The sequence below is a fragment of the Streptomyces radicis genome (assembly GCF_003626575.1).
Lineage (GTDB): Bacteria > Actinomycetota > Actinomycetes > Streptomycetales > Streptomycetaceae > Streptomyces > Streptomyces radicis.
In genome coordinates, this window is the sequence record NZ_RBDY01000010.1 from 179932 (window position 1) to 206914 (window position 26983).

Consider the following 26983-nt stretch of genomic DNA (forward strand, 5'->3'; position numbering starts at 1 on the left):
AGCCGCTGTCCAAGGAACCCCTTCCACCGCGGTCATCCCACCGCTGTCACTCCCCGAGGGACGTACGGGGGAGGCGGCCGGTTCCGGGCGCCGGGCCGGTGTCCGAACGCGCCCGATACGCTGGCTGTGTGACATTTCCCGTGGTCGGCATGGTCGGAGGCGGTCAGCTCGCCCGGATGACGCACGAGGCGGGCATCCCGCTCGGCATCAGGTTCCGGCTGCTCAGCGACACCCCGCAGGATTCGGCGGCACTCGTGGCGGGCGACGTGGTCGTCGGCGACCACCGCGATCTCGCGACGCTGCGTGCGTTCGCCCGAGGGTGCGATGTGATCACGTTCGATCACGAACATGTGCCGACCGAGCATCTGCGGGCGCTCGAGGCCGAGGGCATCCCCGTCAGGCCGGGCCCCGACGCCCTGGTGCACGCCCAGGACAAGGGCGTGATGCGCGCCCGGCTCGGCGCGCTCGGCATCCCCTGCCCCCGCCACCGGATCGTGCGCGACCCGGCCGACGTGGCGCGGTTCGCCGCCGAGGTGGGCGGCTTCCCCGTGGTGCTCAAGACGACGCGCGGCGGCTACGACGGCAAGGGCGTGTGGGTCGTGCGGTCCGCCGCTGAGGCCGCCGACGTCGCCGCGCCGTTCCTGGCCGGGGTGCCGGTGCTCGCCGAGGAGAAGGTCGACTTCGTCCGCGAGCTGGCCGCGAACGTCGTCCGCTCCCCGCACGGCCAGGCCGTCGCCTACCCCGTCGTGGAGTCCCGCCAGGTGGACGGCGTGTGCGACACCGTGATCGCCCCGGCGCCCGACCTGCCGGCGGCGCGCGCCACGCACGCCCAGGAGCTCGCGCTGCGCGTCGCGGGCGAGCTCGGCGTCGTGGGCCATCTCGCGGTGGAGCTGTTCGAGGCGGCCGACGGGCGGATCCTGGTCAACGAGCTGGCCATGCGCCCGCACAACTCCGGGCACTGGACCCAGGACGGCGCCGCCACCTCGCAGTTCGCCAACCACCTGCGGGCCGTGCTCGACCTGCCGCTCGGCGACCCGCGCCCGCGCGCCCCCTGGACCGTGATGGCCAACGTCCTGGGCGGCGACTTCCCCGACATGTACCCCGCGTATCTGCACTGCATGGCCCGCGACCCGGGGCTCAAGATCCACATGTACGGCAAGGACGTGAAGCCCGGCCGCAAGGTCGGCCATGTCACCACCTACGGCGACGACCTGCCCGATGTCATCGAGCGGGCCCGGCACGCCGCCGACTACCTCAGAGGGACGATCGACGAATGAACAGCCCCGCGCCGCCCCTGGTCGGCATCGTCATGGGCTCCGACTCCGACTGGCCCGTGATGCGCGGCGCCGCCGAGGCCCTCGAGGAGTTCGCCGTACCGTTCGAGGCCGACGTGGTCTCCGCGCACCGCATGCCGCACGAGATGGTCGGCTACGCCGAGGAGGCCGCGGGGCGCGGGCTCAAGGTGATCATCGCGGGCGCCGGGGGAGCGGCCCATCTCCCCGGCATGATCGCGTCGTTGACGCCGCTGCCGGTCATCGGCGTCCCGGTGCCGCTGGCGCACCTGGACGGCATGGACTCGCTGCTCTCCATCGTGCAGATGCCCGCGGGCGTGCCCGTCGCGACCGTCTCGGTCGGCGGCGCGCGGAACGCCGGGCTGCTCGCCGTCCGCACCCTGGCCGCGCACGACGCGGCGCTGCGCGAGGCGATGACCGCGTTCCAGGACCGGCTCAAGGAGCAGGCCGTCGAGAAGGGCCGCAGGCTGCGCGCCACCCTGACGCAGCGCGAGGAGGCCAGGGCATGACCGACTCCCTCGCCCGCGCCCGTGAGCTGCTCGCCGAGCACCCCGTGGTCGACGGGCACAACGACCTGCCGTGGGCGCTGCGCCAGCAGGTGCGCTACGACCTCGACCGGCGCGACATCGCGACCGACCAGAGCGCCCATCTGCACACCGACCTGCCGCGGCTGCGCGCGGGCGGGGTGGGGGCGCAGTTCTGGTCGGTCTATGTGCGCGCCGACCTGGCGGGGGAGGCCGCGGTGAGCGCGTGCCTCGAGCAGATCGACATGGCGCGCAGGCTCGCTGAGCGCTACCCCTCGGAGCTGCGGCCCGCGCTGACCGCCGACGACATGGAGGCCGCGCGCGCCGATGGCCGTATCGCGTCGCTCATGGGCGCCGAGGGCGGGCACTCCATCGCCAACTCACTCGGCACGCTCCGCGCGTTCCACCTGCTCGGCGTCCGCTACATGACGCTGACGCACAACGACACGATCGACTGGGCCGACTCCGCGACCGACGAGCCGCGCCACGGCGGCCTTTCCGCGTTCGGTGAGGAGGTGGTCCGCGAGATGAACCGCGTCGGGATGCTTGTCGACCTCTCCCATGTGGCGCCCTCGACCATGCGCGGGGCGCTCGCGGTGACCGAGGCGCCCCTGATCTTCTCGCACTCCTCCGCGCGCGCCGTGTGCGACCACCCGCGCAACATCCCCGACGACGTGCTGGCGCTGCTGCCGGGCAACGGCGGGGTGGCGATGGCCACGTTCGTGCCCTCCTTCGTGCTGCCCGAGGCGTCGGCGTGGGACAAGCGCGCGGCGGCCCACCTGGAGGCCCATGGCCGCCACGCGCTCGACCACACCGAGCCCGCGCTGCGGCTGCTCGCGGAGTTCGAGGCCGAGCACCCGCGCCCGCGCGCCACGGTGTCGACCGTCGCGGACCACCTGGACCACATGCGCGAGGTCGCGGGCGTCGACCACATCGGCCTGGGTGGGGACTACGACGGCACGGCGTTCCTACCCGACGGGCTCGAGGACGTGTCCGGCTATCCCCGGCTGATCGCCGAGCTGCTCGACCGGGGCTGGTCGCGCGCCGACCTGTCCAAGCTGACCTGGGGGAACGCCGTGCGCGTGCTGCGCGACGCGGAGGCCGTGTCCCGCGACCTGTCCGCGCGGCGTGGCCCGTCGCTCGCGACGATCGAGGAGCTCGACGCCGCCTGACGGCCCCTCGGGAACCCCAGAACGGGCGATTCGGGCAATTGGCTCATCAAGGTGGATAACGCCGAGGCGGCACGGGCTGGTGACCGACCTCACTCGGGGGCGTCGCCGCCCGTCCGCCCCGCGCGGCGGCGCCCCGGCCGTTCCGTCGCCAAGTGTCCGTGCCCCGCCGCGAGTTGGGGGGCGGCATGCGCCAACACCCGATCGCGTTGCGTCGTTGAGCGGTCACGGGCGGTCGCGGAACGGTCCATACCGGTATCGCCGATCATGGTGTGATCATCCGCTCTTAGTTGTCTCGTCCGAATTCATCGGTTTAACGTGCTCCAGCGCCGCACCCCCGCGGCGGGCCGCTCCGGACGCCGAATCCTGTCACCGGTAGCGGGAACCGCAGCACTTCCGTCTGACAGGAGCGGGGGACCCACCATTCGCCGGGGCGTTGTCCTACGCACCGGCTCGGGGTGAAGCCCCCGGGATCCCAGTGGTCCCAGGGGCCGGGCGACTCCGGCCCGAACCCGACAGCTCACCTCGCAGGCGTTCGAGAGGAGCACACCTATGTCCGCACGCGGACGTCACCGTCGCCCACGCGCACGGCGCATCTCACGTATCTCCCTGGTCCTGATGGCCGGTGGCGCCGGTGTGGCGCTGCCGTTCGTCGCCGCAGGAGCGGCCAACGCCGCCCCCGCCGATGACACCTACACCGTGGTCAGCGGCGACTCGCTGTCCAAGATCGCCCGCGCCGAGGGCCTCCCCGGCTGGGAGGAGCTGTACGACGGCAATCGCGGCGTGGTCGGCGAGGACCCGAATCTGATCCGTCCCGGTCAGAAGCTGGTCATCGGCGCTCCCGTCGAGGCCACGGCCGAGCCCGTCGAGCCCGCGCCCGCCGCCGAGCCGGAGCCCGCGCCCGAGGAGCCCGCCCCGGCGCCCGAGCCCGCCGATGAGGCCGCAGGCGGCTTCGTCTCCCCGGTCGACGCCTCGGTGACCACCGGCTACCGCGTCGCGGGGTCCTCCTGGTCCTCCGGCTACCACACCGGCGTGGACTTCCCCGTCGGCACCGGCACCCCCGTGTCATCGATCGGCGCGGGCGAGGTCGTGACCGCGGGCAGCGGTGGCGCCTACGGCAACGAGGTCGTCATCCGCCACGCGGACGGGCACTACAGCCAGTACGCCCACCTGTCGTCCATATCGGTCGGCGTCGGTCAGACGGTGAACGCCGGCGATCAGATCGGCCTGTCCGGCTCGACCGGCAACAGCACGGGTCCGCACCTCCACTTCGAGGTCCGCACGGGCCCCGACTACGGCTCGGACGTGGACCCGCTGGCCTACCTCGCGGGCAAGGGCGTCGTTCTCTGATCCCGTGACCCGACGAGCGACAGCGTGACTACGTGACAACGGCAGGCCCCGCCCACCCCGCGGGGCCTGCCGCGTTCTCGGGGGCGGCGCTCAGTCGCCCTGCTTCTGGTATGTCCGCACCGAGAGCGGCGCGAAGATCGCCGTCAGGAGCACAGGCCATCCGATGGCCAGCAGCAGGGCGTTGTCGCTCGCCCAACCCCCGCCGCCCAGGCCCGGGTTGCCGAACAGCTCACGGATCGCGGTCACCGTGGCGGACAGGGGATTCCACTCGGCGACCGTCCCCAGCCAGTCGGGCATCAGCTCGGGCGCGGTGAAGACGTTGGACACCGCGGTCAGCGGGAACGCCAGCGGGAAGACGATCATCCCGACCGTGTCGGGGTCGCGTACGACCAGGCCCAGATAGATCCCGATCCAGGTGATCGCCACCCGCAGCGCCAGCACGAGCGCCACCGCGGCCAGCGCCCTGCCGACGCCCCGGTGCCACTCCCAGCCGACCAGCAGCCCGCACACGAGCAGCACCGACGTCTCGAGCAGCGCCCGCAGCAGGTCCGCCGTGCTCCGCCCGGTCAGCAGCGCGGAGCGGGCCACCGGCATCGAGCGGAAGCGGTCGATCACGCCACGCCCCGCGTCCACCGCCACCGCGGAGCCGGTCGCGCCGAGGCCGTAGAGCATCGTCATCGCGAAGACCCCGGGGAGCAGGAACTCCCGGTAGTCGCCGCCGTCGGGCAGGGCCATGCCGCTGCCGAAGACATAGCCGAAGACCAGCACGAACATGATCGGCAGCAGGAAGTAGAGCGCCACCTCCTCGGGCGTCCTGACCAGGTGCGCCATGTTCCGTCGGGTCATGGTCAGGCCGTCGGCCATCGCCCGACGCGTCCGCCTCATCGGGCCACCCCCGTCGCGCTCACGCTCTTCTCCGCCGTCCTTCGCCCGGTGAGCCGCAGGAACGCCTCGTCGAGCGTGGGCCGCCGGGTGCCGATGTCCTCCACCACGACGCCCGCCGCGTGCAGCGCCCTGACCACCTCGGTCAACGCGGTGACCCGGTCGGCCACCAGCGCGCTCACCCGGCGCGTGTCCTGGTCGGTCTCGGGCTCGACCCCGCACACGCGGGAGATGAGCGCGGCCACCCCGAACAGGTCGGCGGCGTCCCTGACGACGACCTCGACCCGGTCGGCGCCGATCGTCGCCTTCAGCTCGTCGGCCGTGCCCTCGGCGACCACGCGCCCGGCGTCGATCACCGAGATCCGGTCGGCCAGCTGGTCGGCCTCCTCCAGGTACTGCGTGGTCAGCAGCACCGTGGTGCCGCCCTTGACCAGCGAACGGATCGTGTCCCACACGTCGTTGCGGCTGCGCGGGTCGAGGCCCGTGGTCGGCTCGTCGAGGAACAGCACCTCGGGCGAGCGCACCAGGCTGGCCGCCAGGTCGAGGCGGCGCCGCATCCCGCCCGAGTACGCCCCCGCGTTCTTCCCCGCCGCTTCGGTCAGCCGGAAGCGCTCGAGCAGCTCGTCGGCCCGCCGCTTGGCCGCCGCGCGGCCGAGCTTGTGGAGCCTGCCGAACATCACGAGGTTCTGCCGCCCGCTGAGCTGCTCGTCGACCGCCGCGTACTGCCCGGTGAGCCCGATCCGCTCGCGCACCTCCTCCGGCTGCCGCGCCACGTCGAACCCGCGGATCTCCGCGCGCCCCGCGTCGTAGCGCAGCAGCGTGGCCAGCGCGCGCACGGCCGTCGTCTTGCCCGCGCCGTTCGGCCCCAGGAGGCCGTGCACCGTGCCGGTCCGCACGGCGAGGTCGACGCCGTCGAGCGCGTAGGTGTCGCGATATCGCTTGCGCAGCCCCTCCGTCACGATCGCGTGCTCTGCCATCTCCCCATCCCCATCCCCGTGTCCGAGAAACTGTGTACGTCGTAGACTTGGGTATACACCCTACACAGTTTTAGGATGCCGTCAATCACTTCAGTGAGGGGCGAGGATGACCGAGCAGCGCCGGGCCCGTCGCGACCTCCAGGCGGCGGTGGACCTGCTGTGGCGCACCAAGGGGCCGGGCAGCAGAGGGCCGCGCGGCACCCTGACCGTGGACCGGATCGTCCAGACCGCCATCGACATCGCCGACGCCGAGGGCCTGGTGGGCGTCTCGATGCGCAAGGTCGCCGAGCGGCTCGGCGTGACGACGATGTCGCTCTACCGGTACATCCCGGGCAAGGACGACCTGGTCGACCTGATGTTCGAGATGGCGACGGGGCGCCCCGACACGTCGGACTGGCCCGACGACTGGCGGGGGCGGCTGACCGCGTACGCGCGCGAGTGCCGCACGATGCTGCTCGACCGACCCTGGATGATCGATGTCCCGATCGGCAGCCCGCCCATGGGGCCCAACAACCTCGCGTGGATGGAGGCCGTGCTCGCGTCGCTCGACGGCAGCGGCCTCGCCCAGGACGACATGGTCGGCGTGCTGATGCTCCTCACCAACTACGTGCTGAGCGAGGTCCGTCAGGAGATCACGTTGAGCCGCGCCGCGCCGCGCACCGGCGTGACCTATCAGGAGTGGGGCGAGGTCTACGGGGAGTTGCTGGCCCGCGTGATCGGATCGGGGCGCTACCCGGCGCTGGCGCGGGTGGTGGAGGCGGGCGTCTTCGGCCCCGAGGCCGCGGGCGCGGATGAGGACTTCGCCTATGGCCTCGACTTCATCCTGGACGGGATCGAGGCCATCGTCCACGAGCGCAAGGCGGAGGCGGCGAAGCGCGCCCCGCGGTGAGAGCGGGTCCGCGCGCCGCCGCGGTCCACGGGGGTCAGCCCAGGGATGCCACCGCGTCCGCGATGAGGGCGCGGGCCGCCGCTCCCCGCGCGGCCTGCCGCGAGAGACGTTCGAAGGCACGGGTGTACAGCTCGACCTGGCTGGGCTCAATCAGCGTGGACGCGGCGTCCAAGGTGTCGGCGTGCACCCTTCGGTCATCGAAGATCGTGAAGGTCGGCATGGGCCACACGGCCCGTTGTTCCGCGAACGGGACAATGCCCACGGCGACGTTCCGCAGGTCCATGACTCCCAGCAGGTGGCCGAGCTGCGCCGCCATGGTCGCGGCGCTGCACAGCCGGTAGCGCAGCACCGACTCCTCCAGCACGAAGGAGAACCGGCGCCCGCCCTCGCTCAGCACCTCGTTCCGCCGCATCCGGGCTGCCACCGCCGCGCGCACGTCGTCCGGTGTCCCTCGGAAATCCGCGATGGAGGACAGCAGTGCCGAGGCGTACCCCGCCGTTTGGACGAAGCCGGGGATCACATCGGATACGTAGACGCGGAAGGTCGTGGTCCGTCGGTACAGGTCCCCGGTGCTCTCCTGTAGGCGCCGGAGGCCGGTGCGCTGAAGCCGTCTCCACTCCACGTGTGCTTCGTCGGACTGCCTGTTGGCCGCGATCAGGTCGGGGGTCTGGTCGTCAGCGGCACAGGCTCGGCACCACGCTCGGATGTCGGCATCGGAGGGAGGCGTCCTGGCGTTCTCGATCCGGGATGACTTCGACTCCGACCAACCGCACCTGACGGCCAGCTCCCGCCCGCTGATCCCCGCGTCCCGCCGGATCTCACGCAGGCGGCCCGCCAGTTTCTCCCGGGCCTGCTGAACGCGTGAAGAGGGGTGTGGGGGCAAGGAGCTGGCTCTCGTCAGACCGTGTACCGGTGGTGCGGGATCGCTCGCTCCCAGACGGCTTCGAACGCGGCGGAGCACAGCGTCACCGCTTCCTGGTCCGCCGTGATCTCGTCCTCCACCACCACGCCGTCACCCGAGAAGTGGTGCACCCGGAGCAGCGCGTCGTCGAACAGCCAGAAGTCGTTCCCCGGCAGGGCGATGGCGGTGGCATTCCGCCGGGGGAGCCAGCGGACCTGCTCCCCCGCGGTGACGTTGGCGCGCGTGACGTAGTGCTCCCACCGGATGTATTCCGACACCGGCTCGGAGATCACCCGCGCCCTGCGGATCACCACTCCCCGCGCCACGGTGTCGGCGATCAGCTGGTCGTAGGGATGCCACCATGACGCGCGGTCCTCCCAGTCGATCCGCTTCCCGCGCTGCCACGCCTCGAACCGGTCGGTGGCGGCGTACGAGTCGCGCAGCTCCAGGTGGACGGCGGATCGTTCGCACCGGCCGAGCAGCTCAGCGAAGCTGGGCACGCTCGACGACATCACACGCCTCCCTGATCATCGGAATCATCCGGGCCGGAATCCTGACGACGGCCTCACTGTCGGGCACCGGACCGTTCGCGGGGCTGCTTCCCTCGCAGTCCGCCTGCGTCTCGGGGGTCGGCTTCCACCCCTGTAACAAGATCTCCTGAGCTTCCGGGTCCACCCACACAGTGGGGCAGTGGTCCCGGTCGGTGTCGGGGTCGATCCCGACGAACTCCACGGTCATGACAGCCTCCTTGGTCCAGGCACTTGCCCGGGCTTGCACCAGCATCTTTGACCTGGGGAGAAGGCGTCAATGGCGTGCGACGGGCCGTGCGAATCGGCGTGCAAGCTCGTGCAATTCCATGGATCCGCAACTTCCGGTCTCCGTAGCGTCTTTGGCACAGCCAGTTGACAGCCGGAGGCAACCCTTCTCCCTGGAGGTACGCACGATGAGCACAGCCGTTCGGCCCCGCACCCGTGACCCGCAGATCATCCTCAACGCACTGGCCCACCGAGTGCCCCACCTGATCACCGACACCGAGCCGACGCTGTGGGATCGAGAAATCGCGCTCCTGCTGCGCGACAACAGCGTCATGACCCGTGACACCGCCGAACGGCTGCTGGGTCAGGCCGTCGCGTACACGATCACCGCCATGGAGCGGAAAGGCGTGGACATGGGCGTCGGCTACACGGTGGACGTGGCCGTGCACGCCCTGATCCTGGACACCCCGCTGTACTTCGCCCTGTGCGACGAGTACAACAGCGGCCACTACAAGCATCATGCGCCCCTGATCCAGCGGCGCTGCGACGGCACCGTGACGCGGACGGCCGACATCCTGCGGGACAACGGATTCGCCGTGGACGCCGAACTGTGGGGCATGGACGCGGCGGAGTGCTCTCCGTGTGACAACAAGGTCCCTGACAGCCACTGACATCACCCGTACCGGGTGCCCCCGTCTCCCCGGAGCGGGGGCACCGACCCAACCACATGGAACCGAGGCCGACAGTTGCCCGCTCAGCACGACATCGACGCCGAACGCGAACTCTGGGACACCTTCGCCGAGAGCACGAAGGACAAGGCCCTCGAGGCTGACCCGGTGTTCTGCTGGACGCAGTACGCCGGGCACGGCCCGGGCCCCGAGCTCCTGGGATCACCAGGAACGGCGCTGGAGATCGGCTGCGGTTCCGGGCGGGCTCTGGCGTTTCTCCTGAGCCAGGGAGTCAAGGTCACGGGCCTGGATCTGTCTCCGGTCGCCGTCACACATCTGACCGAACGCTGGGGGCCCACGGGAGCGGAGTTCATTTGCGCGGAAGTGCTCGAGCACCTGGCGGCGAGCACCGAGACGTATGACGCCATCTATTCGATCTTCGGAGCGGTGTGGTTCACCGACCCGGCGAAACTCCTTCCGCTGATCGCCGAGCGGCTCAACCCTGATGGCACGCTGGCCTTCTCCCAACCGCCGCCCATCCCCGGGGCCTACGGCCCCCAGGGGATGTACAAGGGCGGCTTCGCGGGCAAGGCCATGTTCACCTACCGGTACAGCTACACGCCCCGCACGTGGTCCGCGCTTCTCGCCAAGAGCGGTTTCCGGGACGTCGAAGCAACCGTCCTGGACGCCCCGACCGAGGGACACATCGGAACCCTGATCGTCCGCGGCGTGAAGCGCTGATCCCCGGACAGGCGAACGCCCCACCGGCACTGGCGGGGGTGTTCCTCGGCGCCCGCGATCGGCTCGGAGCGGCCCCCGCGGTCCGCCCCGCTACGGGAGGTTCCGTGCCATCACGATCCGCTGGACCTGGTTCGTGCCCTCGTAGATCTGGGTGATCTTGGCGTCGCGCATCATGCGCTCCACCGGGTAGTCGCGCGTGTAGCCGTAGCCGCCGAGCAGCTGCACCGCGTCCGTCGTGATCTCCATCGCCGCGTCGGACGCCAGGCACTTGGCGGCCGCGCCGAAGAACGTCAGGTCCGCGTCGTTCCGTTCGGACCTGGCGGCGGCCGCGTAGGTCAGCTGGCGCGCGGCCTCCAGCTTCATCGCCATGTCGGCCAGCATGAACTGCACGCCCTGGAAGTCCCCGACGGGCTTGCCGAACTGCTTGCGCTCCCGCACATACCCCTTCGCATAGTCGAGCGCCCCCTGCGCGATCCCGACCGCCTGCGCCGCGATCGTGATCCTGGTGTGGTCGAGGGTGCGCATCGCGGTGGCGAAGCCCGTGCCCTCGTCGCCGATCATGCGCGACGCGGGGACGCGGACGTTGTCCAGGTAGACCTCGCGCGTCGGTGACCCCTTGATGCCCAGCTTCCGCTCGGGCGCCCCGAACGACACGCCCTCGTCGCCCTTCTCGACCACGAACGCCGAGATCCCGCCGCGCGTCCGCTTCTCCGGGTCGGTGACCGCCATCACCGTGTAGAAGTCGCTGACCCCGGCGTTGGTGATCCAGCGCTTGACGCCGTCGAGCACATACACGTCGCCGTCCCGCACCGCGCGCGTGCGCATCCCGCCCGCGTCCGAGCCCGCGTCGGGCTCGGAGAGGCAGTACGAGAACATCGCCTCGCCCTTGGCGAGCGGCGTGAGGTAACGCTCCTTCAGCTCCTTCGATCCCGAGAGCACGAGCGGCAGCGAGCCCAGCTTGTTCACCGCGGGGATCAGCGAGGACGAGGCGCACACGCGGGCGACCTCCTCGATCACGATGACCGTCGCCAGCGCGTCCGCGCCCGCCCCGCCGAACTCCTCGGGCACGTGCACCGCGTGCAGGTCGCTCGCCACGAGCGCGTCGAGCGCCTCCCGCGGGAAACGGCCGCGCTCGTCCACGTCGGCCGCGAACGGCGCGATCTTCGCCTCCGCCAGCGCCCGCACCGACTCCCGGAGCAGATCGTGCTCCTCGGCGAGGCGGTAGAGGTCGAACTCCGGTGCTCCTGCCACGTCACTCACTCCCTGACGATCCGCCGCGACGATCCGCCACGATAACGACTGTTAACTCGCTGCTCATCCTAGGCCGGACGAGCGGCCATGGATACGTGGGCTGCCCGGCAACACCGGGGTCTATGCTCGGAGTCATGTCCCCGAAGATCACGGTGATCGGCCTCGGCTACCTCGGCGCCACCCATGCCGCCGCCATGGCGGAGCTGGGCTTCGAGGTGCTCGGCCTCGACATCGTCCCCGAGAAGATCGAGCTGCTGACGCGCGGCGAGACCCCCATCTACGAGCCGGGCCTCGAGGACATGCTGCGCCGGCACGTCGCCGGGCTGCCAGGATCGACGGGCCGCCTGTCGTTCACCACGTCCTACGCGGCGGTGGCGGAGTTCGGCGACATCCACTTCATCTGCGTCAACACCCCGCAGAAGCCCGGGGAGTACGCGTGCGACATGAGCTATGTCGACAGCGCGGTCGACTCCCTCGCCCCGCACCTCACCAGGCCCTCACTCGTCGTGGGCAAGTCCACCGTCCCGGTCGGCAGCGCCGCCAGGCTGGCCCGCAGGGTCGCCGAGCTGGCGCCCGCGGGGGACGCCGCGGAGCTGGCGTGGAATCCCGAGTTCCTGCGCGAGGGCTTCGCCGTCGACGACACCCTGCACCCCGACCGCATCGTCGCGGGCGTCACGGGCGAGCGCGCCGAGGTGCTGCTCCGCGAGGTCTACGCCGGGCCGCTCGGCGACGGCACCCCGTTCATCGTCACCGACCTGCCGACCGCCGAGCTGGTCAAGACGGCGGCCAACGCGTTCCTCTCGACCAAGATCTCCTTCATCAACGCCATGGCCGAGATCTGCGAGACCGCGGGCGGCGACGTCGTCAAGCTCGCCGAGGCCCTCGGGCACGACGACCGCATCGGCAAGAAGTTCCTGCGCGCCGGGATCGGCTTCGGCGGCGGCTGCCTGCCCAAGGACATCCGCGCGTTCATGGCCCGCGCGGGCGAGCTGGGGGCGCCCGAGGCGGTGGCGTTCCTCCGCGAGATCGACTCGATCAACATGCGCCGCCGCGTCTACATGGTCGACCTCACCAGGGAGACGCTCGGCGGCTCGCTGCTCGGCAAGCGCGTGGCCGTCCTCGGCGCGGCGTTCAAGCCCGACTCCGACGACGTCCGCGACTCGCCCGCGCTCAACATCGCGGGCCAGCTCCACCTCCAGGGCGCCGAGGTCACCGTGCACGACCCCAAGGCCATGGAGAACGCCCGACGCGTCTTCCCCACCCTGCGCTACGCGGACTCGCCGACCGAGGCGGCCCAGGGCGCGCACGCCGTGCTGCACCTGACCGAGTGGCGGGAGTTCCGCGAGCTCGACCCCGCCGCGCTCGGCGAGGTCGTCGGCGAGCGGCACATCCTCGACGGGCGCAACACCCTGGACCCCGCGCTGTGGCGCAAGGCGGGCTGGACCTATCGCGCCCTGGGCCGCCCGACCGCGTGATCGCCACGCCCCGGTTCGAGTGCGTTCGGGTTTGACCTCGGACCATTCGGCAAAGCACCTCGCATGCCGAAAAGCGATCACGGGGGAGCGGAAGCCGTCATTCCCCCCGACCAGGGGGCCGGGCCTGACGCGCTTGAGGGGAACGCCGGTGACGGCCCCGAGCTGAAGCGCGTCATGGGCCCCGGGCTGCTGCTCCTCTTCATCGTCGGCGACATCCTCGGCACCGGCGTCTACGCCCTGACGGGCCAGGTCGCCGCCGAGGTCGGCGGGGCGGTGTGGGTGCCGTTCCTGTGCGCCTTCCTGGTGGCGATGCTGACCGCGACGAGCTATCTGGAGCTGGTCACCAAGTACCCGAGGGCCGGGGGCGCGGCGGCGTACTCGCACCGGGCGTTCGGCATCCACTTCCTGACCTTCCTCGTCACGTTCGCCGTGATGTGTTCGGGGCTGACCTCCGCGTCGAGCGCGTCCAAGGCGTTCGCCGCCAACCTGCTGTCCGCGCTCGACGTGGACGGCGACCAGGGCCGCGTCGCCATGGCGATCGCGCTGGGCTTCATGGCGTTGATCAGCCTCGTCAACCTGCGCGGCGTCGGCGAGAGCGTCAAGGCCAACGTCGCCCTCACCACCGTCGAGCTCGGCGGCCTGCTGATCGTCATCGGCGTCGGCGCGTGGGCGCTGCTCCAGGGCAACGGCGAGTTCTCGCGCGTGACCGACTTCGAGACCCCGGGCGGCGACACGGCCTTCGGCGCGATCACGGCGGCCACGGCGCTCGCGTTCTTCGCCATGGTCGGCTTCGAGGACTCGGTGAACATGGCCGAGGAGACCAAGGACCCCGTGCGGATCTTCCCCCGCGTCATGCTGATCGGCCTGACGATCACGGGCGTCATCTACATCCTGGTCGCGGTCGCCAGCGTCACCCTGGTCGCGCCCGCCGAGCTGGGCGAGGGCGACACCCCGCTGCTCAAGGTGGTCCAGGCGGGCGCGCCCGACTTCCCGATCGACGTGTTCGCGTGGATCACGATGTTCGCCGTCTCCAACTCGGCGCTGATCAACATGCTCATGGCCAGCCGCCTGCTCTACGGCATGTCCCGCGAACGCGCCCTGCCCGCCCCGCTGTGCCGCCTGCTGCCCCGCCGCCGCACCCCGTGGGTGGCGATCACGTTCACCACGCTGCTGGCGTTCCTGCTCATCGGCTACGCCGACCTCACCGCGCTCGGCGGCACCACGTCGTTGCTCCTGCTGTGCGTCTTCGCGGTCGTGAACGTCGCGGTGCTCGTCCTGCGGCGCGACCGCGTCGCGCACCGGCACTTCCGCGCCCCCACCGCGCTCCCGGTCATCGGCGCGATCCTGTGCGTCTACCTGGCGAGCCCGCTCTCGCAGCGCTCGGGCGAGGACTACGAGATCGCCGGGTGGCTCATGCTGATCGGCATCGCGCTGTGGGCGTGTGTGTGGGGCTGCACGCGGCTCCTGGCGGCGCGCGCGAAGAGCGTGGGCTGAGGCGGCGCCGCACGGCCCCGCGCCCGCGGTCCCGCGCCCCGCGGACCGAAAACCTGATGCCGCCGACCGCGTGGCCCCGCACAATCGGCGCATGCTGATCGACCACTGGCCCCTTCTCGGGCTCCGCCTGACGACGCCCCGGCTCGAGCTGCGCCTGCCGGACGGGGAGGAGCTCGCGGCGCTGGCCGATCTCGCGGCGCTCGGCGTCCACCCGCCCGAGGAGATGCCGTTCATGCACCCCTGGACCGACCTGCCCGCGGCCGAGCGCGCCCGCTCCGTCGTCCAGCACCACTGGCTGCGCCGCGGCACCTGGACGCCGGACCACTGGTCGCTCCAGCTCACCGTCTTCTTCGAGGGCCGCCCCGTGGGCGTGCAGGACCTCTCCGCCCGCGACTTCGCGGTGCTGCGCCGGACCAGCTCGGGCTCGTGGCTCGGCCGCGCGTACCAGGGCCTCGGCATCGGCACGGAGATGCGCGCGGCGGTGCTGCGCCTGGCGTTCGACGGGCTGGGCGCGCACGAGGCGGTCTCGTCCGCGATGGACCACAACGCCGCGTCCCTCGGCGTCTCCCGCAAGCTGGGCTACGAGCGCGACGGCATCGAGCGCCTGGTCGTCCGCGGCGGCCCGGCGACGGAGATCCGCCTGCGCCTCCCGCGCACCACATGGGAGGCCAAGGCACCCGGCCACCCCCCGACGGAGATCACGGGCCTTGACCCGTGCCTGCCCCTCTTCGGCGTCGGGGAGGGCTAGCTGGACGACGTCGCCCGCGGGCGCCGATCGGTGCTCACTCCGCCGGGCGCCTGCTTCTCGCGGGCCTCGTGCAGTCGTTCTCGCAGCGCCCGGATCTCCTCGTCGGTGATCGGCCCGTGCTCGGCCTCGGCCGCCGAGATGAGCTGATCGAGGTGGTACCGCTCGGTCTCGCGCGCGGTGGCTGGGGCGTGTGCCCGAGGCGTCGTGCTCATGCCGCCGACACTAGTCGGCCAGTCGGCCCCTCAGGGCGCGTCCGGTGGGCCCGTGATCACCGCTGTCAGGCGGGTGCCCCGGGGGAACGTGCCCGCCGTCGCCAGGTCGTTGAGGCAGTGCAGCGCCTTCGCGACGTAGCGGCGTTCGATCGGGAGCGCGTGGCGTCGCTCGAACTCCTCGGCGAACGCCGCCAGTTCGGGAGGTATCCGGCCATAGCCCCCGCCGTGGTGGGTGTGGGCGACGCGCCAGTTGGCGAAGTCCCGGCCGAACGCGGCGCGTTGCAGCCGTGTCACCTCGCCCTCCAGATACCCCTCGCCGCCGCGCAGCACCGCGACGCCGAGGGCCGTGGCGCCGGGGGGCAGGCCCGCGGCGATCCCGGCGAGCGTGCCGCCGGTGCCGACCGGGACGCACACGACGTCCTGCGGGCCCAGGTCGGGAAGCTCGCGCGGTATCTCGGCCGCGCCGCGCGCGGCCAGGGCGTTGGAGCCGCCCTCGGGGAGGACGTAGCAGCGGCCGAAACGTTCCTCCAGGCGGGCGCGGGTCGCCGGCTCGTCCAGGGCGCGCAGGGTCGCGCGGTAGGTGGTGCGGTCGGCGAACACCAGCTCCATGCCCGCCGCCTCCGCCGCCGCGAGCACGGGGTTGCGCGGCGCGCGCGCCAGCTCGTCGCCGCGGATCACGCCGGTGCTGGCGAACCCCTGGGCCGCGGCCGCCGCGGCCACCGCCGCGATGTGGTGGGACCACGCGCCGCCGAACGTCAGCAGCCGCGCGTGGCCGAGGTCGGCCGCGGCGCGCAGATTGGGGGTGAGCTTCCGCCACTTGTTGCCTGGCACCGTCGGATGGATGAGATCGTCGCGCTTGAGCCGCAGCGTCACGCCCGCGGCGGCCAGCTCGGGGCCGGGGTCGGGCAGCTCGGCCACCGGGGACGGCAGTACCGCGGGCGACAGCATCGTGACGAGTGTACGAACGCCCGTTCCCCCCGGCCAGTCCGGCGGCCTCAGCCCTGGCGCCGCCTGGCCCGGTCGCGGTAGGTGCGCATCTTCGCGCGCGAGCCGCAGACCCGCATCGAGCACCAGCGGCGGCGGCCCGCGGGGCTGTGGTCGTAGTACGCCCACCGGCACGTGTCCGCCTCGCACACCTTGAGCCGCCGCCATGTCCCGTCCGCCTCGGCCACCGCGACCAACGCGGCCACCCGCGCGGCCAGCGCCGCCGCGCCGCGCAGCCCCGGCGCCAGGACCAGCGCCACGCCCCCCGTCGCGCCGTCCACGCGGAGCGCGAGCGGCGCGCCCGCGAACGCCTCGGTCAGCGCCTCGGCCGAGCCCTCGCGCATCGCCGGTCCCGTGTGCGCGAGACACGCCTCCCGCAGCCCCTCGCGCAGCGCCACCACCCCGGCGCGGTCGGCGGCCGTCAGCGCGACCCCGGCCCGGTCGGCGAGGGCGGCCAGGCCATCGGCCCCGGCCAGGCGGTCCTCTCCCGACTCCAGATCGACCGTATTGATCAATTCCTCGATCAGAACGAGACCGCCGGGCGTCTCCTTCTCTCCCACGCTTGCAACGTTACCGGTGAGCCGCCATGATGTGGTAACTGTCACAGTTACCATCAGACGCGCCCAACGGGTAACGCGCGTGGAAGGAGAAGCACATGGCCATCGCCACGCTGGGGGTCACCGTCCTGGACTGTCCCGAGCCGCGCGCGCTCGCGGCGTTCTACGCCGCGGTGCTCGACTGGAAGGTCGCCGAGGACCGCAGCGACGACGCGTGGGTCGAGCTCGACGGGCCGCACGGGCGGACGCTGGCGTTCCAGCGGTCCGAGGGGTACCGGGCGCCGAGCTGGCCGGGCACGGAGCACGCGCAGCAGTTCCACCTGGACCTGGACGTGCCGAAGCAGCGCCTCGACGAGGCCGAGGGCGAGGTGCTGCGGCTCGGCGCCACGCTGCTCGAGGGCGACAACGGGGGCAGTCGCGGCTGGCGGGTCTACGCGGACCCGGTGGGTCACCCGTTCTGCCTCTGCGCCCAGTGACCCGGGCGGCCCGGTGACAGGGGTGGGGTGAGGCACGCCGCCGGGCGCGGGGGGCCCGGCGGCGGTCGGCTCACTCGGTGGTGACGGTGACCTGCTCGTCGTTCTCCAGCTGGGAGATCAGCTGCTCGGTCAGCTCCATGTCCCACAGCACCGCCGAGCCGTGCTCGGTGGCGTAGCCGGGGTCGGCGACCGGGATGTTCATGCGCTCGGCGCCGCGCATCCCCCAGAACATCGCGCGCAGGCTCCACAGGCTCATGTCCTCGTCCACGATGAGCGCGTCGAGCCCGGCGTTCATGGTCGGGAAGAGTGTGAACGGGTTGAGCAGCGTCGAGGGCGACGCGGCCTGGTCGGCGAGCGTCCCGAGGAACTCCTGCTGGTTCTGGGTGCGCCCCAGGTCGCCCATGGCCTCCTGGTACCGCTGCCGGTTGAACGCCAGCGACTCGGCGCCGTTCAGCTGGTGGCAGCCCGCCTCGAAGTCGGCGCCCGAGTTCTCGTCCTGGATCGGCTCGTCGAAGCACATCTCGACGCCGCCGAGGGCGTCCACCACGTTGGCGAAGCCGCCGAACCCGATCTCGGCGTAGTGGTCGATGCGCAGCCCGGTGTTGTACTCGATCGTGCGGACCAGCAGCTCGGGGCCCTCGATCGCGTAGGCGGCGTTGAGCTTCTGCTGCTGCGCGGGTATCCGGTTCCCCGAGACCGAGCCGGTGAACTCGGGAATGGTCACCCATGAGTCGCGCGGCAGGCTGACCATCGTGTTCCCGTTGTCGCCCACGTGCAGGATCATGATCGTGTCCGTGCGCTGCCCCTCGGTGGAGCCGGTGTGCAGCTCCTGCTGCTCCTCCTCGCTCATCCCCTCGCGGCTGTCGGAGCCGACGATCAGGTAGTTGGTGCCCTGTCCGCCGGTCGGCCGGTCCTCGACGGAGGCCAGGTCGACCTCGCGGCGCAGCTTGCCGTCCGCCCAGAAGTAGATGCCCACGCCCGTCACCAGCAGCACCAGGGCCAGCGCGAGCGCCGTGAAGCCGATGCGGCGGCGCCAGTTGACCGGGCCGCGCGGGCGGCGCGGCCCGGGGTCGCGGTCGTCATAGGGGTCGTGGCCTTCGGGCGGGGGCGGGGGTGGGGGAGGCGCGGGGGAGCGGCGGCCCTGGCCGTTGCCCTGGTAGAGCTGGCCCTCGTTGTATCCGGAGTCGTACGCGTCGTCGTGCCGGGGCGCCCGCTGGCGCGGCGGTCTTCCGACGTGCGGCATGACCCGGGCGTTCTCGGGTCGGGCGCTGCCGCTGCCCTGTCCATAGCGGTCCTGACCCCTACCCCCCTGGGGATGCGGGGGGCGGGCCTGGTGGTCGTCGGTCCAACCGTCGGGCCAGTCGCTCATGACATGCCAGTGTGCCGCCCCCGACCGCCGAACGGACAGCCGGGTCCGCACTGTGGCAGAGCTGATGCAATCCGCCGGGGCGCGCGACCCCGCTTACGCTTAGGCCCATGGCCGACCTTCCGGGTAAACCCACCGCGGCGTCCCGCACCACCCTGTCGCACATCATGACGCAGGCCGATGTGAACCTCCTGGGCACGGTGCACGGCGGCGTGATCATGAAGCTCGTCGACGACGCGGCCGGTGCGGTCGCGGGCCGCCACTCCGGCGGGCCCGCGGTCACGGCGTCGATGGACGAGATGGTCTTCCTCGAGCCGGTCAAGGTCGGCGACCTCGTGCATGTGCACGCCCAGGTCAACTGGACGGGCCGCACCTCCATGGAGATCGGCGTCAAGGTGCTGGCCGAGCGGTGGAACGAGTCGACGCCCGCGACCCGCGTCGGCACCGCCTATCTGGTCTTCGCCGCGGTCGACGAGGGCGGCAGGCCGCGCCCCGTGCCGCCCGTCGTCCCGGGCGACGACCGCGACCGCCGCCGCTTCCAGGAGGCGCAGATCCGCCGCACGCACCGGCTGGCCAGGCGCAGGGAGATCATGGAGCTGCGCAAGCGCCCGCTGTAGCCGGGGCGTCGAGCCCCGAGGGTGGCCCCGGGGCTCAGCCCGCCTCGCGCGCGGCCCGCCACCTGGCGACCTCGGCGTCCACGTCGAACGGCGCGAGGTTCAGCGGAGGGCCGTCCGGCGGGCGGCGGATCGCCTCGCGGATCTTGACGTTGACCTCGTCGAGGAGCGCGCGCACCTCAGGCTCGGAGCGGGCCAGGTCCACCGCGGCGCGGGCGTCCTCGGCCTCCTTGCGCAGCGCGAGCGTCGGCGGCAGGTACGAAAGGCCCTCGCGCGCCATCTTCTCCCGCACCCACCACAGCTCGTCGTACGGCTGGCTCAGCCCGCGCAACGGCTTGCCCGCGCCCGGCAGATCGGCGAGCTCGCCCCGCTCCTCGGCCTCGCGGATCCGCCGGTCGACCCAGGACTCGAAGGGCACGCCCGGTGGCTTGCGTTCGGTCATCGTCCCACTCCCCTTCGCCCTTTCCCTCGACACCACCTCTTCCAGGGTAAAGAGGACTACAAGCGGGCGATCCTGGCGTGGCGTTGGCGGGGCGCGCGGCGGGGCGGCGCGATCCCGGTGAGCAGGACGAGCCGCGCGGCCCTGTGGCGCTGCCCCGCGTAGGGCGCGAGCAGCTCCAGCATCCGGTCGTCGTCCGCGTCCCGTTCGCCGCCGAGCGCGTAGCCGACGATCCTCGGCAGGTGCAGGTCGCCGACGGTGAGGGCGTCGGGGTCGCCGTTGGCGCGTTGCAGCGTCTCCGCCGCGGTCCACGGGCCGATGCCGGGCACGGCCGTCAGGCGCGCCATGGCCTCGGGCAGCGCCATCGCCGCCGCCTCCTCCATGCGCCGCGCGACCCGCGCCGCGCGCACCACCGCGGCGGAGCGCTTGGGGTCCACGCCCGCGCGGTGCCACTCCCACGAGGGGATGAGGACGAACGCCCGCGGCTCGGGCATCACATACATCCCCGCCGCCGCCCCGGGCCCTGGCGCGGGCTCGCCGTACCACCTGAGCAGCAGCCGCCAGGCCCGGTACGCCTCCTCGGTGGTGACCCGCTGCTCGAGGACCGAGGGGATCAGCGACTCCATCACCAGACCCGTGCGGATCAGCCTGACCCCGGGGTTGCGGCGCAGCGACTCGGCGATCAGCGGGTGGTGGGGGACGAACGCCTCGGGCTCGTCGTCGGCGCCGAGCAGCGCGGGCAGCCGGTCGAGCGCCCACGCGGCGCCCGGGCCCCACGCGGCCGCGGTCACCCGGGGCGCCGCGCCGTCCGCCGCCTCCGTCAGCCGCAGGGTCGCCGGGCCCGCCGGCGTGCGGGTCGCGCGCCACACCACCCCGTCGCGCCCCGCGCGGAACGCCGGGTCATCAGGGCCGCGCCGCAGCACGAGCATGCTGCGGCGCAGGTCGAAGGGGCCAGGGGGGCGAAAGGCGCGGGTGAGGCTGGGGTCCGGCACGGTCGAACAGGCTAACGGTTTCCCCGCGCGCCCCCCGTCACCGGCCCTGGAGGCGGTGGGCCGTGTCGCGGATGGTCGGCAGGTCGTCGTAGAGCGCGTCGCCGGGGCACTCGGTGGCGTAGCCGTCGCGGTGGCCCGAGATGTTGTTGAGCTTGACCGTGGTGCCCACGGGGTACTTCCCGCCGCCCGACGTGCGGTTGGCGCTGGCCGCGGGGTCGCGGTCGTGCAGGCCGAGCTTCCACGCGGTCAGCAGCGACAGCGCGTCCCGCACGTCACGGCCCGGGTCGGTGCTCGAGTAGGTGCCGAGGACGGCCACGCCCATGCTGTTGTGGTTGAACCCGTAGGTGTGCGCGCCCTGCACGGGCAGGGCGACGCCGCCCGCGCGGCCCTCGTAGATCGTTCCGCACTTGTCGACGAAGAAGTTGTAGCCCACGTCGCGCCAGCCCTGGCTCTCCACGTGGTAGCGGTAGATGCCGCGCAGCAGCGAAGGGGCCTCGGAGCACGCGTAGTTGTTGCCGCCCGCGGTGTGGTGGACGAACGCCGTCTTGACCGAGTCGGTGTAGACGAAGCCGCTCTCCCGCAGGCCCTCGTCCGCGCCCCACTGGGAGCGGATGACGATGGGCGGGCGCGGCCCCTCGTGGTCGCCCGCGGCGGCGCCGCCGCCTGGCGCGACCTCGCCGGCGAGCTCCCCGTCCGCCTCGCCCACGCCGGGGTCGATCAGCTCGACCGAGAGCCCGTCGGGCAGCTCGGCGGCCCGCGCGCCCCCGCCCGGCTCGACCCGGACGTGCACCCCGTCGGAGGCGCCGACCCAGCGGGGCGCGGTGCCGCCGCGCACGTGGTCGGCGCCCGCCTCGGCGGTGCCGGGGTCGGGCGCGTGGTCGGCGCCGGGCTCCAGGGCCAGCCAGTCCGACCAGTCCCCGGTCGCCGCGTCCCTCGCGCGCACCTGCACTGTGCCGTTCAGCTCGTCGGACGGGTCGTCCCAGACGACGCCGAGCAGCGAGAACGGGTCGGTGTCCGTGGCGGGAAGGCCACGCGTGCCCAGGGGCTCGACGGGCTCGGGCGACCCGCCGCCGGGATCGCCGCCCGAGCGGGTCTCGAAGTCGAGGGGTCGTAGCGCGAGCGACTGCGTGCCGCCGGCCCGCGCGCCCGCCTCCGCGGGCTGCGCGACCGCGCTGCCCGGCAGCAGCAGGGGGAGGGCGACGGCGGCCGCGCAGGCAGCGCCGATCGCGGAAGCAAGAGGAGATACCAGAAATGAGCGCATATCTGGATCTTCCGCACAGAATCCAACCGCTGTCCATCGGTGGGTGACCGAACGATGACCCTGGGTCAGGCGGGGCCGCCCCGCCCGTCCACCGCCGGGAGCGGCGCCCCCGCGTACCCTTGCGCCGATGAACATCCACGACCGCACCCCCGCCGACCTGCTGCGTTCCGCGCTCGCCACGGATGGCGCCCGGCCGCTGGTGACGTACTACGACGACGCCACCGGGGAACGGGTCGAGCTGTCCGTGGCCACCCTCGCCAATTGGGTGGCCAAGACGGCCAATCTCCTCCAGGACGAGCTGGCCGCCGAGCGCGGCGACCGGCTCGCGCTCCACCTCCCCGCCCACTGGCAGACCGCCGTCTGGCTGCTCGCGTGCTCCGCCGCGGGCGTCGTCGCCGACGTCGGGGGCGACCCCGCCGCCGCCGACCTGGTGGTCAGCGGCCCCGACACGCTCGAGGCCGCGCGCGCGTGCCCGGGGGAGCGCGTTGCCCTCGCCCTGCGCCCCCTGGGCGCGCGGTTTCCCCGGCCGCCCGCCGGGTTCACCGACTACGCGGTGGCGGTGCCGGTCCAGCCGGACACGTTCGCCGCCTACGACCCGACCGGGCCGTCCGATGTCGCCTATGTCGTCGACGGCGCCGAACTCACCGGCGGCCTGGCCGTCGAACGGGCCCGCGCCGACGCCGACACCCTGGGCCTCACCACCGGCTCGCGCGTCATGTCCCTCGTGGGCTACGGCACTTGGGCCGGGATCTCCACGGGTCTGCTGGCCCCGCTCGCCGTCGGCGCCTCCGTGGTGCTCTGCCGCAACGCCGAACGCCTCGCCCCCGAGGCCCTCGCCGCGCGCCGGGAGAGTGAGCGCGTCACCCACTTCGCCGACTGACGGTGGCCGCCCGCGCCGGGCGCCCCCAGGATCGTGCCCATGAGGGTGCCGCAACAGCCCACCTACCACCGGCTCGTCGCGCCGCGGCCCGAGCCGTCACCCGAGCCGCCGTCCGAGCCGGGATCCGGGCCGGGATCCGGGTCCGAGGCCCGCGGCGGCCACCGCTGGCCGCTGTGGCTGGCGTTGGCCGTGGCCGTCGCGCTCCTGGTGACCGCGGCGACGGGCTGGCTCCTCCACCATGGCGTTCCCCGGGGCTCCACGGCCCAGGGCGACCCCCGCGCGCCCCGGACCCACGCGTTCCCCGTTACGGATATCGATCGTTAATCCCATGCGAACGTAAAGAGAGCCGCTTCGAAAAACCCTGAAAAGGGTCACTAGCCGGATGATTACCCCCACCGCTCGAGGTGGTGTGTGTCACCGCGATCGCAGGGCGCGGAACCTGGCGGCTAGTGTGTGCCGTCTGATCCTCTAGTAGGCACAGCGGAGGGCGCACGGACTCGTGGAAGCGCAGGGACGCGGGGGTGCGGGAGACATCGATCCCGCGGATCAGTGGGTGTTCAACCCGGAGACCGGTACCTACGAGCTGCGGCTGCCCGGGGCACGACAGGGCGAACGGCCGCAGCAGCAGGGACCGTCCTCGTCGAACCGGCCGCGCGGTTCACATAACGCTCCGCCGCCTCAGCGTCGCGGTCCGTCGTCGTCGGCGGCGACGGCGCCAGGTGAACGGGAGAAGTCGCCCGCGGGCGACCGGCCCGTTCCGCCGCAGCGCGACCGCCGCGCCACCGGCGGCGGGGGCAGCCGCCGCAAGGGCGCGAGCCGCAAGGCCAAGAAGCAACGCTCGCGCACCAAGAGGGTGTTCATGTGGATCGGCGGCACCCTCGCGATGCTGCTGATCGTCGGCTGCGCCGCCGGGTGGTACCTCTACAACCGGTTCAACAACAACATCGAGAAGTACGACGTCGGCATCGAGAACCCGTACCAGTCGGACGAGCCGGTCAACATCCTCTTCATCGGCACCGATACGCGTGACGGCGACGGCAACGACAGCTACGGCGGCGACGCGAGCGAGGGCGCGGACACCACGATCCTCATGCACTTCTCCGAGGACCGCACCAACGCCACGGGGCTGAGCATCCCGCGCGACCTGATCACCGACATCCCCGACTGCGAGGTCGTGCAGGAGGACGGGTCGACGGTCACCATCCCCGGCTCACAGGGGGTGCGCTTCAACCAGAGCATGGGCACCGACGGGCGCGACCCCGGCTGCGTGTGGCGCACGGTGGAGGAGCTGACCGGGGTCAGCATCAACCACTTCATGATGGCCGACTTCAACGCCGTGAAGGACCTCTCGTCGGCGGTCGGCGGCGTGCCCGTCTGCGTCGAAGAGCCCATAGACGACCCCAAGTCCCACCTCCAACTCGACGCGGGGAACCACGTGTTGGAGGGCGAGGAGGCGCTGGCGTTCGTCCGCACCCGCTACTCGGTCGGCACCGGGAGCGACCTCAGCAGGATCGAGCTCCAGCAGCAGTTCCTGGCGTCGATGGCCCGGCAGATCACCGAGCGCGACCTGCTCTCCAGCCTCGGCAGCTTCTACGACCTCGCCGACGCCGCCACCAAGGCCCTCGCGGTGGACACCGAGATCGGCAGCATCGACAAGCTCTACGGCCTCGCGTCCGAGGTCGGCCAGGTCCCGATGTCGGACATGACCTTTGTCACCCTGCCCGTGGTCGACAACCCCGACGAGCCCGAGGACGCCAGGGCCACCGTCGTGCTGGACGAGGGCAGGGCCCGCCCGATCTTCCAGATGCTCCAGCAGGACGTCTCCATGACGGAGGACGGGAGCGAGGAGGGCGGCTCGGAGGAGGGCGGGGACGCCGAGGAGCAGCCCGAGGCCGTCCCGGCCGCCGATGTCCGGGTCGACGTCTACAACGGCGGCGACGTCATGGGCGCCGCCCAGGAGACGCTCGCCTGGATGCAGAACACCCATGGCATGACCCTGGCCACCAACGAGGGCAACGCCGCGGCCCCCCAGGCGGAGACCACCCTGGAGTTCGGCAGCGACCAGGCGGGCATGGCCGCCACCCTGGCCGAGCTGATGGGCCTGCCGGACTCGGCGCTCCAGGAGGGGTCGGAGGACGCGGGCGACCAGCCGATGGTGCTGGTCCTCGGCGACGACTTCGCCGGCGCGGGCCAGCCCATCGAGGTCGCCCCCGAGCGGCCCGAGGACGTCGACGGCATCACGGCGGACGACGAGGACGTCTGCGCGTCATGACGGCGCGGCGGATCTGAGGATTGTGGGGGATTCCCGTGCGGAGTACCGGCATACCCGGTGAGAACGAGGGTGGCCCCGCACATGGGGTCTCCAGAGCCGAGCAGCTCGGCTGGGACGAGAGCCTCTACCGGAACACGAACGGCGACCACGCCGTTCCCCCGCCGAGGCCGTCGGCCGACGGCGGCACCGGCGACGGGGGCGACCGGGGCGACGGCGGTGGGGAGGGCGGCGACGGCACGGGGTCGGGGCGCGCCCGCCGCGGCGAGGGGAAGAAGAAGCCCCGCTGGCGCCGCGTCCTCGTCTGGACGTCCGCGGGGCTCGCGTTCGTCCTCGTCGCGGTCGCCGTCGCCGGATTCCTCTACCTCCGCCACCTCAACAGCAACCTCACCAAGGACGAGCTGAACCTCAGCGGCGAGCAGCTCGAGCGCGCCGAGCCCAACGCCGCGGGCCAGACGCCGCTCAACATCCTGCTGCTCGGCTCCGACTCCCGCACCGGCGACGAGAACCAGGACCTCGGCGGCGGCGGCGAGGGCGGCCAGCGCGCCGACGTCCAGCTGCTGATGCACGCCTCGGCCGACCGCAGCAACATCTCGCTCATCAGCGTCCCGCGCGACACCATGGTCTCCATCCCCGAGTGCACCGACCCCGACACCGGCGAGGTCTACCCCGAGGTGGCCAGGGCGCGCATCAACTCCGCGCTCGACCACGGCGGTCCCGGCTGCGTCGTCGCCACCTGGGAGCGGATGACCGACATCCCGATCGACCACTTCATGCTGCTGGACTTCGCCGGCGTCGTGGAGATGGCCGACGCGGTCGGCGGCGTCCCGGTCTGCGTCGACGCCAACATCTACGACGACCGCTCCCAGCTGCGCCTCGAGGAGGGCACCACCGTCGTCGAGGGCGAGCAGGCCCTCCAGTGGCTGCGCACCCGGCACGGCTTCGAGAACGGCAGCGACGCCATCGGGCGCACGCGCGCCCAGCAGATGTATCTGAGCAACATGGCCGACGAGTTGCAGTCCGGCACGTCGCTCACCAACCCGACCGAGCTCATGGACCTCGCCGAGGCCGCCACCAGCGCCCTCACCGTCGACCACGGCCTGGGCTCCGTGCAGCGGCTCTACGAGCTGGGCGAGGACCTGCGCGACGTCCCTGGCGACCGCATCAACAGCGTGACCCTGCCCTGGCTCCCCGACCCGCTGAACCCCGATGCCACGGTGATCCCCGACCCGGAGAAGGCGGCGGACCTGTTCGAGCTGGTGCGTGGCGACATACCGCTCGACGACCAGGACGCCGAGCCCGCCGAGCCCACCGACGAGGGGGAGGGCGGCGGCGCGAGCGAGTCGCCCGAGACCCCCGCGGACCCGGCGGCCGACATCCCCGTCGCCGTGCGCAACGGCACGGGCGACCAGGTGAACGCCCCGGTCGACGGCCGGGCCGGAGTGATCACCGACGAGCTGCACCGCCAGGGCTTCCTGCTCGCGGGCACCGACGCCACCGAGGTCTCGGCCCCCGCCACCCAGGTGCTCCACCCCGACGGCGGCAACGAGGCCAACGCCCACGCCGTCGCCGAGGCCCTGGGCATCCCCGCCGAAGCGGTGCTGGTGTCGGCGACCGTCGAGTCCGTCACCGTGGTCATCGGCGCCGACTGGCGCGAGGGCACGGCGTTCCCCGCCGCGGGCGCGGAGCCCACCGAGGGCGACGCGGGCGGCGAGACCGACGACGAGGGGCCGGTCGTCGACGAGGAGTCGATCCTGGGCGGCGACGACGAGAGCTGCATGAGCGTGAACCCGGCCTACACCTGGTAGGCCGGGCTC

Annotated in this window: 29 protein-coding genes and 1 riboswitch; of the genes, 16 read left to right on the forward strand and 13 right to left on the reverse strand. The window is 72.4% G+C overall.

The genetic code is table 11. The annotated features are described in order from the left end of the window. Positions 1-128: 128 nt before the first annotated feature. The 4 genes from D7318_RS16095 to D7318_RS16110 all read left to right on the forward strand — a co-directional run bounded on the left by D7318_RS16095 (position 129) and on the right by D7318_RS16110 (position 4335). Entirely contained in the window at positions 129-1277 is a 1149-nt protein-coding gene (locus tag D7318_RS16095; protein WP_120697797.1) for a 5-(carboxyamino)imidazole ribonucleotide synthase, read from the forward strand. Continuing rightward, on the forward strand, positions 1274-1801 hold the full coding sequence (gene purE, locus D7318_RS16100; RefSeq protein WP_120697798.1) for a 5-(carboxyamino)imidazole ribonucleotide mutase: 528 nt from the start codon (positions 1274-1276) through the stop codon (positions 1799-1801). Before D7318_RS16095 ends, purE begins: the two co-directional genes overlap by 4 nt. After that, entirely contained in the window at positions 1798-2988 is a 1191-nt protein-coding gene (locus D7318_RS16105) for a dipeptidase (protein WP_120697799.1), read from the forward strand. The genes purE and D7318_RS16105 overlap by 4 nt, the downstream gene beginning before the upstream one ends. Before the next feature lie 373 nt (positions 2989-3361). Then, positions 3362-3534, forward strand: a riboswitch (cyclic di-AMP (ydaO/yuaA leader). A gap of 3 nt (positions 3535-3537) precedes the next feature. Beyond that, complete coding sequence (locus D7318_RS16110) at positions 3538-4335, forward strand: LysM peptidoglycan-binding domain-containing M23 family metallopeptidase (protein WP_120697800.1); 798 nt, start codon at positions 3538-3540, stop codon at positions 4333-4335. Positions 4336-4425: 90 nt separating this feature from the next. Here the strand turns inward: D7318_RS16110 and D7318_RS16115 are convergent, their stop codons facing one another. Together D7318_RS16115 and D7318_RS16120 are read right to left on the reverse strand one after the other, a co-directional pair. Then, on the reverse strand, positions 4426-5220 hold the full coding sequence (locus D7318_RS16115; RefSeq protein ID WP_120697801.1) for an ABC transporter permease: 795 nt from the start codon (positions 5218-5220) through the stop codon (positions 4426-4428). After that, positions 5217-6194 carry an ATP-binding cassette domain-containing protein gene (locus D7318_RS16120; RefSeq protein WP_120697802.1) on the reverse strand — a complete coding sequence of 326 codons (978 nt, stop codon included), beginning with the start codon at positions 6192-6194 and terminating at the stop codon, positions 5217-5219. Before D7318_RS16120 ends, D7318_RS16115 begins: the two co-directional genes overlap by 4 nt. Positions 6195-6300: 106 nt before the next feature. On the opposite strand from D7318_RS16120, the gene D7318_RS16125 reads away from it, so the two are divergent. Then, entirely contained in the window at positions 6301-7083 is a 783-nt protein-coding gene (locus D7318_RS16125; protein ID WP_120697803.1) for a TetR/AcrR family transcriptional regulator, read from the forward strand. A 34-nt stretch (positions 7084-7117) separates the two neighbouring features. Here the strand turns inward: D7318_RS16125 and D7318_RS16130 are convergent, their stop codons facing one another. The 3 genes from D7318_RS16130 to D7318_RS16140 are packed head-to-tail and all read right to left on the reverse strand — an operon-like array spanning position 7118 to position 8722. Beyond that, complete coding sequence (locus D7318_RS16130; RefSeq protein WP_120697804.1) at positions 7118-7966, reverse strand: helix-turn-helix domain-containing protein; 849 nt, start codon at positions 7964-7966, stop codon at positions 7118-7120. Positions 7967-7980: 14 nt separating this feature from the next. Next, positions 7981-8496 carry a DUF6879 family protein gene (locus D7318_RS16135; RefSeq protein ID WP_120697805.1) on the reverse strand — a complete coding sequence of 172 codons (516 nt, stop codon included), beginning with the start codon at positions 8494-8496 and terminating at the stop codon, positions 7981-7983. Then, positions 8468-8722 carry a hypothetical protein gene (locus D7318_RS16140; RefSeq protein ID WP_120697806.1) on the reverse strand — a complete coding sequence of 85 codons (255 nt, stop codon included), beginning with the start codon at positions 8720-8722 and terminating at the stop codon, positions 8468-8470. Before D7318_RS16140 ends, D7318_RS16135 begins: the two co-directional genes overlap by 29 nt. Positions 8723-8927: 205 nt before the next feature. On the opposite strand from D7318_RS16140, the gene D7318_RS16145 reads away from it, so the two are divergent. Both D7318_RS16145 and D7318_RS16150 read left to right on the forward strand, forming a co-directional pair. Beyond that, positions 8928-9410 (forward strand): hypothetical protein, encoded by a 483-nt coding sequence (locus D7318_RS16145; protein WP_120697807.1) that lies wholly within the window; start codon positions 8928-8930, stop codon positions 9408-9410. 75 nt (positions 9411-9485) lie between these two features. Then, complete coding sequence (locus D7318_RS16150) at positions 9486-10148, forward strand: class I SAM-dependent methyltransferase (protein WP_120697808.1); 663 nt, start codon at positions 9486-9488, stop codon at positions 10146-10148. Positions 10149-10238: 90 nt separating this feature from the next. Here the strand turns inward: D7318_RS16150 and D7318_RS16155 are convergent, their stop codons facing one another. After that, positions 10239-11399 (reverse strand): acyl-CoA dehydrogenase family protein, encoded by a 1161-nt coding sequence (locus tag D7318_RS16155; RefSeq protein WP_120697809.1) that lies wholly within the window; start codon positions 11397-11399, stop codon positions 10239-10241. Between the two features lie 134 nt (positions 11400-11533). On the opposite strand from D7318_RS16155, the gene D7318_RS16160 reads away from it, so the two are divergent. The 3 genes from D7318_RS16160 to D7318_RS16170 all read left to right on the forward strand — a co-directional run bounded on the left by D7318_RS16160 (position 11534) and on the right by D7318_RS16170 (position 15116). Continuing rightward, positions 11534-12874 carry a UDP-glucose dehydrogenase family protein gene (locus D7318_RS16160; RefSeq protein ID WP_120697853.1) on the forward strand — a complete coding sequence of 447 codons (1341 nt, stop codon included), beginning with the start codon at positions 11534-11536 and terminating at the stop codon, positions 12872-12874. 63 nt (positions 12875-12937) lie between these two features. After that, a complete protein-coding gene (locus D7318_RS16165) occupies positions 12938-14368 on the forward strand; it encodes an APC family permease (protein ID WP_120697810.1) in 1431 nt (476 codons plus the stop codon). Positions 14369-14459: 91 nt separating this feature from the next. Then, positions 14460-15116, forward strand: a complete 657-nt coding sequence (locus D7318_RS16170; RefSeq protein WP_120697811.1) for a GNAT family N-acetyltransferase — start codon at positions 14460-14462, stop codon at positions 15114-15116. Here the strand turns inward: D7318_RS16170 and D7318_RS16175 are convergent. Genes D7318_RS16175 through D7318_RS16185 form a run of 3 tightly spaced genes read right to left on the reverse strand, consistent with a single transcriptional unit; the run spans position 15113 to position 16872 of the window. Next, positions 15113-15328 carry a YdcH family protein gene (locus D7318_RS16175; RefSeq protein ID WP_120697812.1) on the reverse strand — a complete coding sequence of 72 codons (216 nt, stop codon included), beginning with the start codon at positions 15326-15328 and terminating at the stop codon, positions 15113-15115. The two genes, D7318_RS16170 and D7318_RS16175, sit on opposite strands and share 4 nt — an antisense overlap. A gap of 30 nt (positions 15329-15358) precedes the next feature. Beyond that, complete coding sequence (locus tag D7318_RS16180) at positions 15359-16276, reverse strand: 1-aminocyclopropane-1-carboxylate deaminase/D-cysteine desulfhydrase (protein ID WP_120697813.1); 918 nt, start codon at positions 16274-16276, stop codon at positions 15359-15361. Between the two features lie 47 nt (positions 16277-16323). Then, complete coding sequence (locus tag D7318_RS16185; RefSeq protein WP_230423777.1) at positions 16324-16872, reverse strand: CGNR zinc finger domain-containing protein; 549 nt, start codon at positions 16870-16872, stop codon at positions 16324-16326. A gap of 95 nt (positions 16873-16967) precedes the next feature. Here D7318_RS16185 and D7318_RS16190 point away from each other — a divergent pair, with 95 nt between their 5' ends. Continuing rightward, entirely contained in the window at positions 16968-17345 is a 378-nt protein-coding gene (locus tag D7318_RS16190; protein WP_120697815.1) for a VOC family protein, read from the forward strand. Positions 17346-17415: 70 nt separating this feature from the next. On the opposite strand, the gene D7318_RS16195 is transcribed toward D7318_RS16190, so the two are convergent. Beyond that, on the reverse strand, positions 17416-18714 hold the full coding sequence (locus D7318_RS16195) for an LCP family protein (protein ID WP_120697816.1): 1299 nt from the start codon (positions 18712-18714) through the stop codon (positions 17416-17418). A 107-nt stretch (positions 18715-18821) separates the two neighbouring features. Here D7318_RS16195 and D7318_RS16200 point away from each other — a divergent pair, with 107 nt between their 5' ends. Continuing rightward, complete coding sequence (locus tag D7318_RS16200; protein WP_120697817.1) at positions 18822-19328, forward strand: acyl-CoA thioesterase; 507 nt, start codon at positions 18822-18824, stop codon at positions 19326-19328. Between the two features lie 34 nt (positions 19329-19362). On the opposite strand, the gene D7318_RS16205 is transcribed toward D7318_RS16200, so the two are convergent. The 3 genes from D7318_RS16205 to D7318_RS16215 all read right to left on the reverse strand — a co-directional run bounded on the left by D7318_RS16205 (position 19363) and on the right by D7318_RS16215 (position 22017). Further along, positions 19363-19767: a DnaJ family domain-containing protein gene (locus tag D7318_RS16205; protein ID WP_120697818.1), complete on the reverse strand. Its 405-nt coding sequence runs from the start codon at positions 19765-19767 to the stop codon at positions 19363-19365. A 56-nt stretch (positions 19768-19823) separates the two neighbouring features. Further along, positions 19824-20693, reverse strand: a complete 870-nt coding sequence (locus D7318_RS16210; protein WP_230423790.1) for a DNA-3-methyladenine glycosylase family protein — start codon at positions 20691-20693, stop codon at positions 19824-19826. Between the two features lie 100 nt (positions 20694-20793). Continuing rightward, positions 20794-22017: a peptidoglycan recognition protein family protein gene (locus tag D7318_RS16215; protein WP_120697820.1), complete on the reverse strand. Its 1224-nt coding sequence runs from the start codon at positions 22015-22017 to the stop codon at positions 20794-20796. 127 nt (positions 22018-22144) lie between these two features. Here D7318_RS16215 and D7318_RS16220 point away from each other — a divergent pair, with 127 nt between their 5' ends. From D7318_RS16220 to D7318_RS16235, 4 genes are all read left to right on the forward strand, one after another. Then, positions 22145-22897, forward strand: a complete 753-nt coding sequence (locus D7318_RS16220; protein WP_120697821.1) for a TIGR03089 family protein — start codon at positions 22145-22147, stop codon at positions 22895-22897. A 39-nt stretch (positions 22898-22936) separates the two neighbouring features. Next, complete coding sequence (locus tag D7318_RS16225; protein WP_120697822.1) at positions 22937-23221, forward strand: hypothetical protein; 285 nt, start codon at positions 22937-22939, stop codon at positions 23219-23221. 229 nt (positions 23222-23450) lie between these two features. After that, positions 23451-25169 carry an LCP family protein gene (locus tag D7318_RS16230; RefSeq protein WP_329604580.1) on the forward strand — a complete coding sequence of 573 codons (1719 nt, stop codon included), beginning with the start codon at positions 23451-23453 and terminating at the stop codon, positions 25167-25169. A gap of 35 nt (positions 25170-25204) precedes the next feature. Further along, positions 25205-26974 (forward strand): LCP family protein, encoded by a 1770-nt coding sequence (locus D7318_RS16235; RefSeq protein WP_230423778.1) that lies wholly within the window; start codon positions 25205-25207, stop codon positions 26972-26974. Positions 26975-26983: the final 9 nt, after the last annotated feature.

Coding starts and splice junctions, on each gene's coding strand:
- D7318_RS16110 (WP_120697800.1), top strand. CDS start 3,538: ATGTCCGCACGCGGACGTCACCGTCGCCCACGCGCACGGCGCATCTCA.
- D7318_RS16125 (WP_120697803.1), top strand. CDS start 6,301: ATGACCGAGCAGCGCCGGGCCCGTCGCGACCTCCAGGCGGCGGTGGAC.
- D7318_RS16180 (WP_120697813.1), bottom strand. CDS start 16,276: ATGCTGTCGCCCGCGGTACTGCCGTCCCCGGTGGCCGAGCTGCCCGAC.
- D7318_RS16165 (WP_120697810.1), top strand. CDS start 12,938: ATGCCGAAAAGCGATCACGGGGGAGCGGAAGCCGTCATTCCCCCCGAC.
- D7318_RS16140 (WP_120697806.1), bottom strand. CDS start 8,722: ATGACCGTGGAGTTCGTCGGGATCGACCCCGACACCGACCGGGACCAC.
- D7318_RS16210 (WP_230423790.1), bottom strand. CDS start 20,693: ATGCTCGTGCTGCGGCGCGGCCCTGATGACCCGGCGTTCCGCGCGGGG.
- D7318_RS16200 (WP_120697817.1), top strand. CDS start 18,822: ATGGCCGACCTTCCGGGTAAACCCACCGCGGCGTCCCGCACCACCCTG.
- D7318_RS16115 (WP_120697801.1), bottom strand. CDS start 5,220: ATGAGGCGGACGCGTCGGGCGATGGCCGACGGCCTGACCATGACCCGA.
- purE (WP_120697798.1), top strand. CDS start 1,274: ATGAACAGCCCCGCGCCGCCCCTGGTCGGCATCGTCATGGGCTCCGAC.
- D7318_RS16170 (WP_120697811.1), top strand. CDS start 14,460: ATGCTGATCGACCACTGGCCCCTTCTCGGGCTCCGCCTGACGACGCCC.
- D7318_RS16175 (WP_120697812.1), bottom strand. CDS start 15,328: ATGAGCACGACGCCTCGGGCACACGCCCCAGCCACCGCGCGCGAGACC.
- D7318_RS16160 (WP_120697853.1), top strand. CDS start 11,534: ATGTCCCCGAAGATCACGGTGATCGGCCTCGGCTACCTCGGCGCCACC.
- D7318_RS16145 (WP_120697807.1), top strand. CDS start 8,928: ATGAGCACAGCCGTTCGGCCCCGCACCCGTGACCCGCAGATCATCCTC.
- D7318_RS16220 (WP_120697821.1), top strand. CDS start 22,145: ATGAACATCCACGACCGCACCCCCGCCGACCTGCTGCGTTCCGCGCTC.
- D7318_RS16190 (WP_120697815.1), top strand. CDS start 16,968: ATGGCCATCGCCACGCTGGGGGTCACCGTCCTGGACTGTCCCGAGCCG.
- D7318_RS16120 (WP_120697802.1), bottom strand. CDS start 6,194: ATGGCAGAGCACGCGATCGTGACGGAGGGGCTGCGCAAGCGATATCGC.
- D7318_RS16205 (WP_120697818.1), bottom strand. CDS start 19,767: ATGACCGAACGCAAGCCACCGGGCGTGCCCTTCGAGTCCTGGGTCGAC.
- D7318_RS16105 (WP_120697799.1), top strand. CDS start 1,798: ATGACCGACTCCCTCGCCCGCGCCCGTGAGCTGCTCGCCGAGCACCCC.
- D7318_RS16195 (WP_120697816.1), bottom strand. CDS start 18,714: ATGAGCGACTGGCCCGACGGTTGGACCGACGACCACCAGGCCCGCCCC.
- D7318_RS16225 (WP_120697822.1), top strand. CDS start 22,937: ATGAGGGTGCCGCAACAGCCCACCTACCACCGGCTCGTCGCGCCGCGG.
- D7318_RS16215 (WP_120697820.1), bottom strand. CDS start 22,017: ATGCGCTCATTTCTGGTATCTCCTCTTGCTTCCGCGATCGGCGCTGCC.
- D7318_RS16135 (WP_120697805.1), bottom strand. CDS start 8,496: ATGTCGTCGAGCGTGCCCAGCTTCGCTGAGCTGCTCGGCCGGTGCGAA.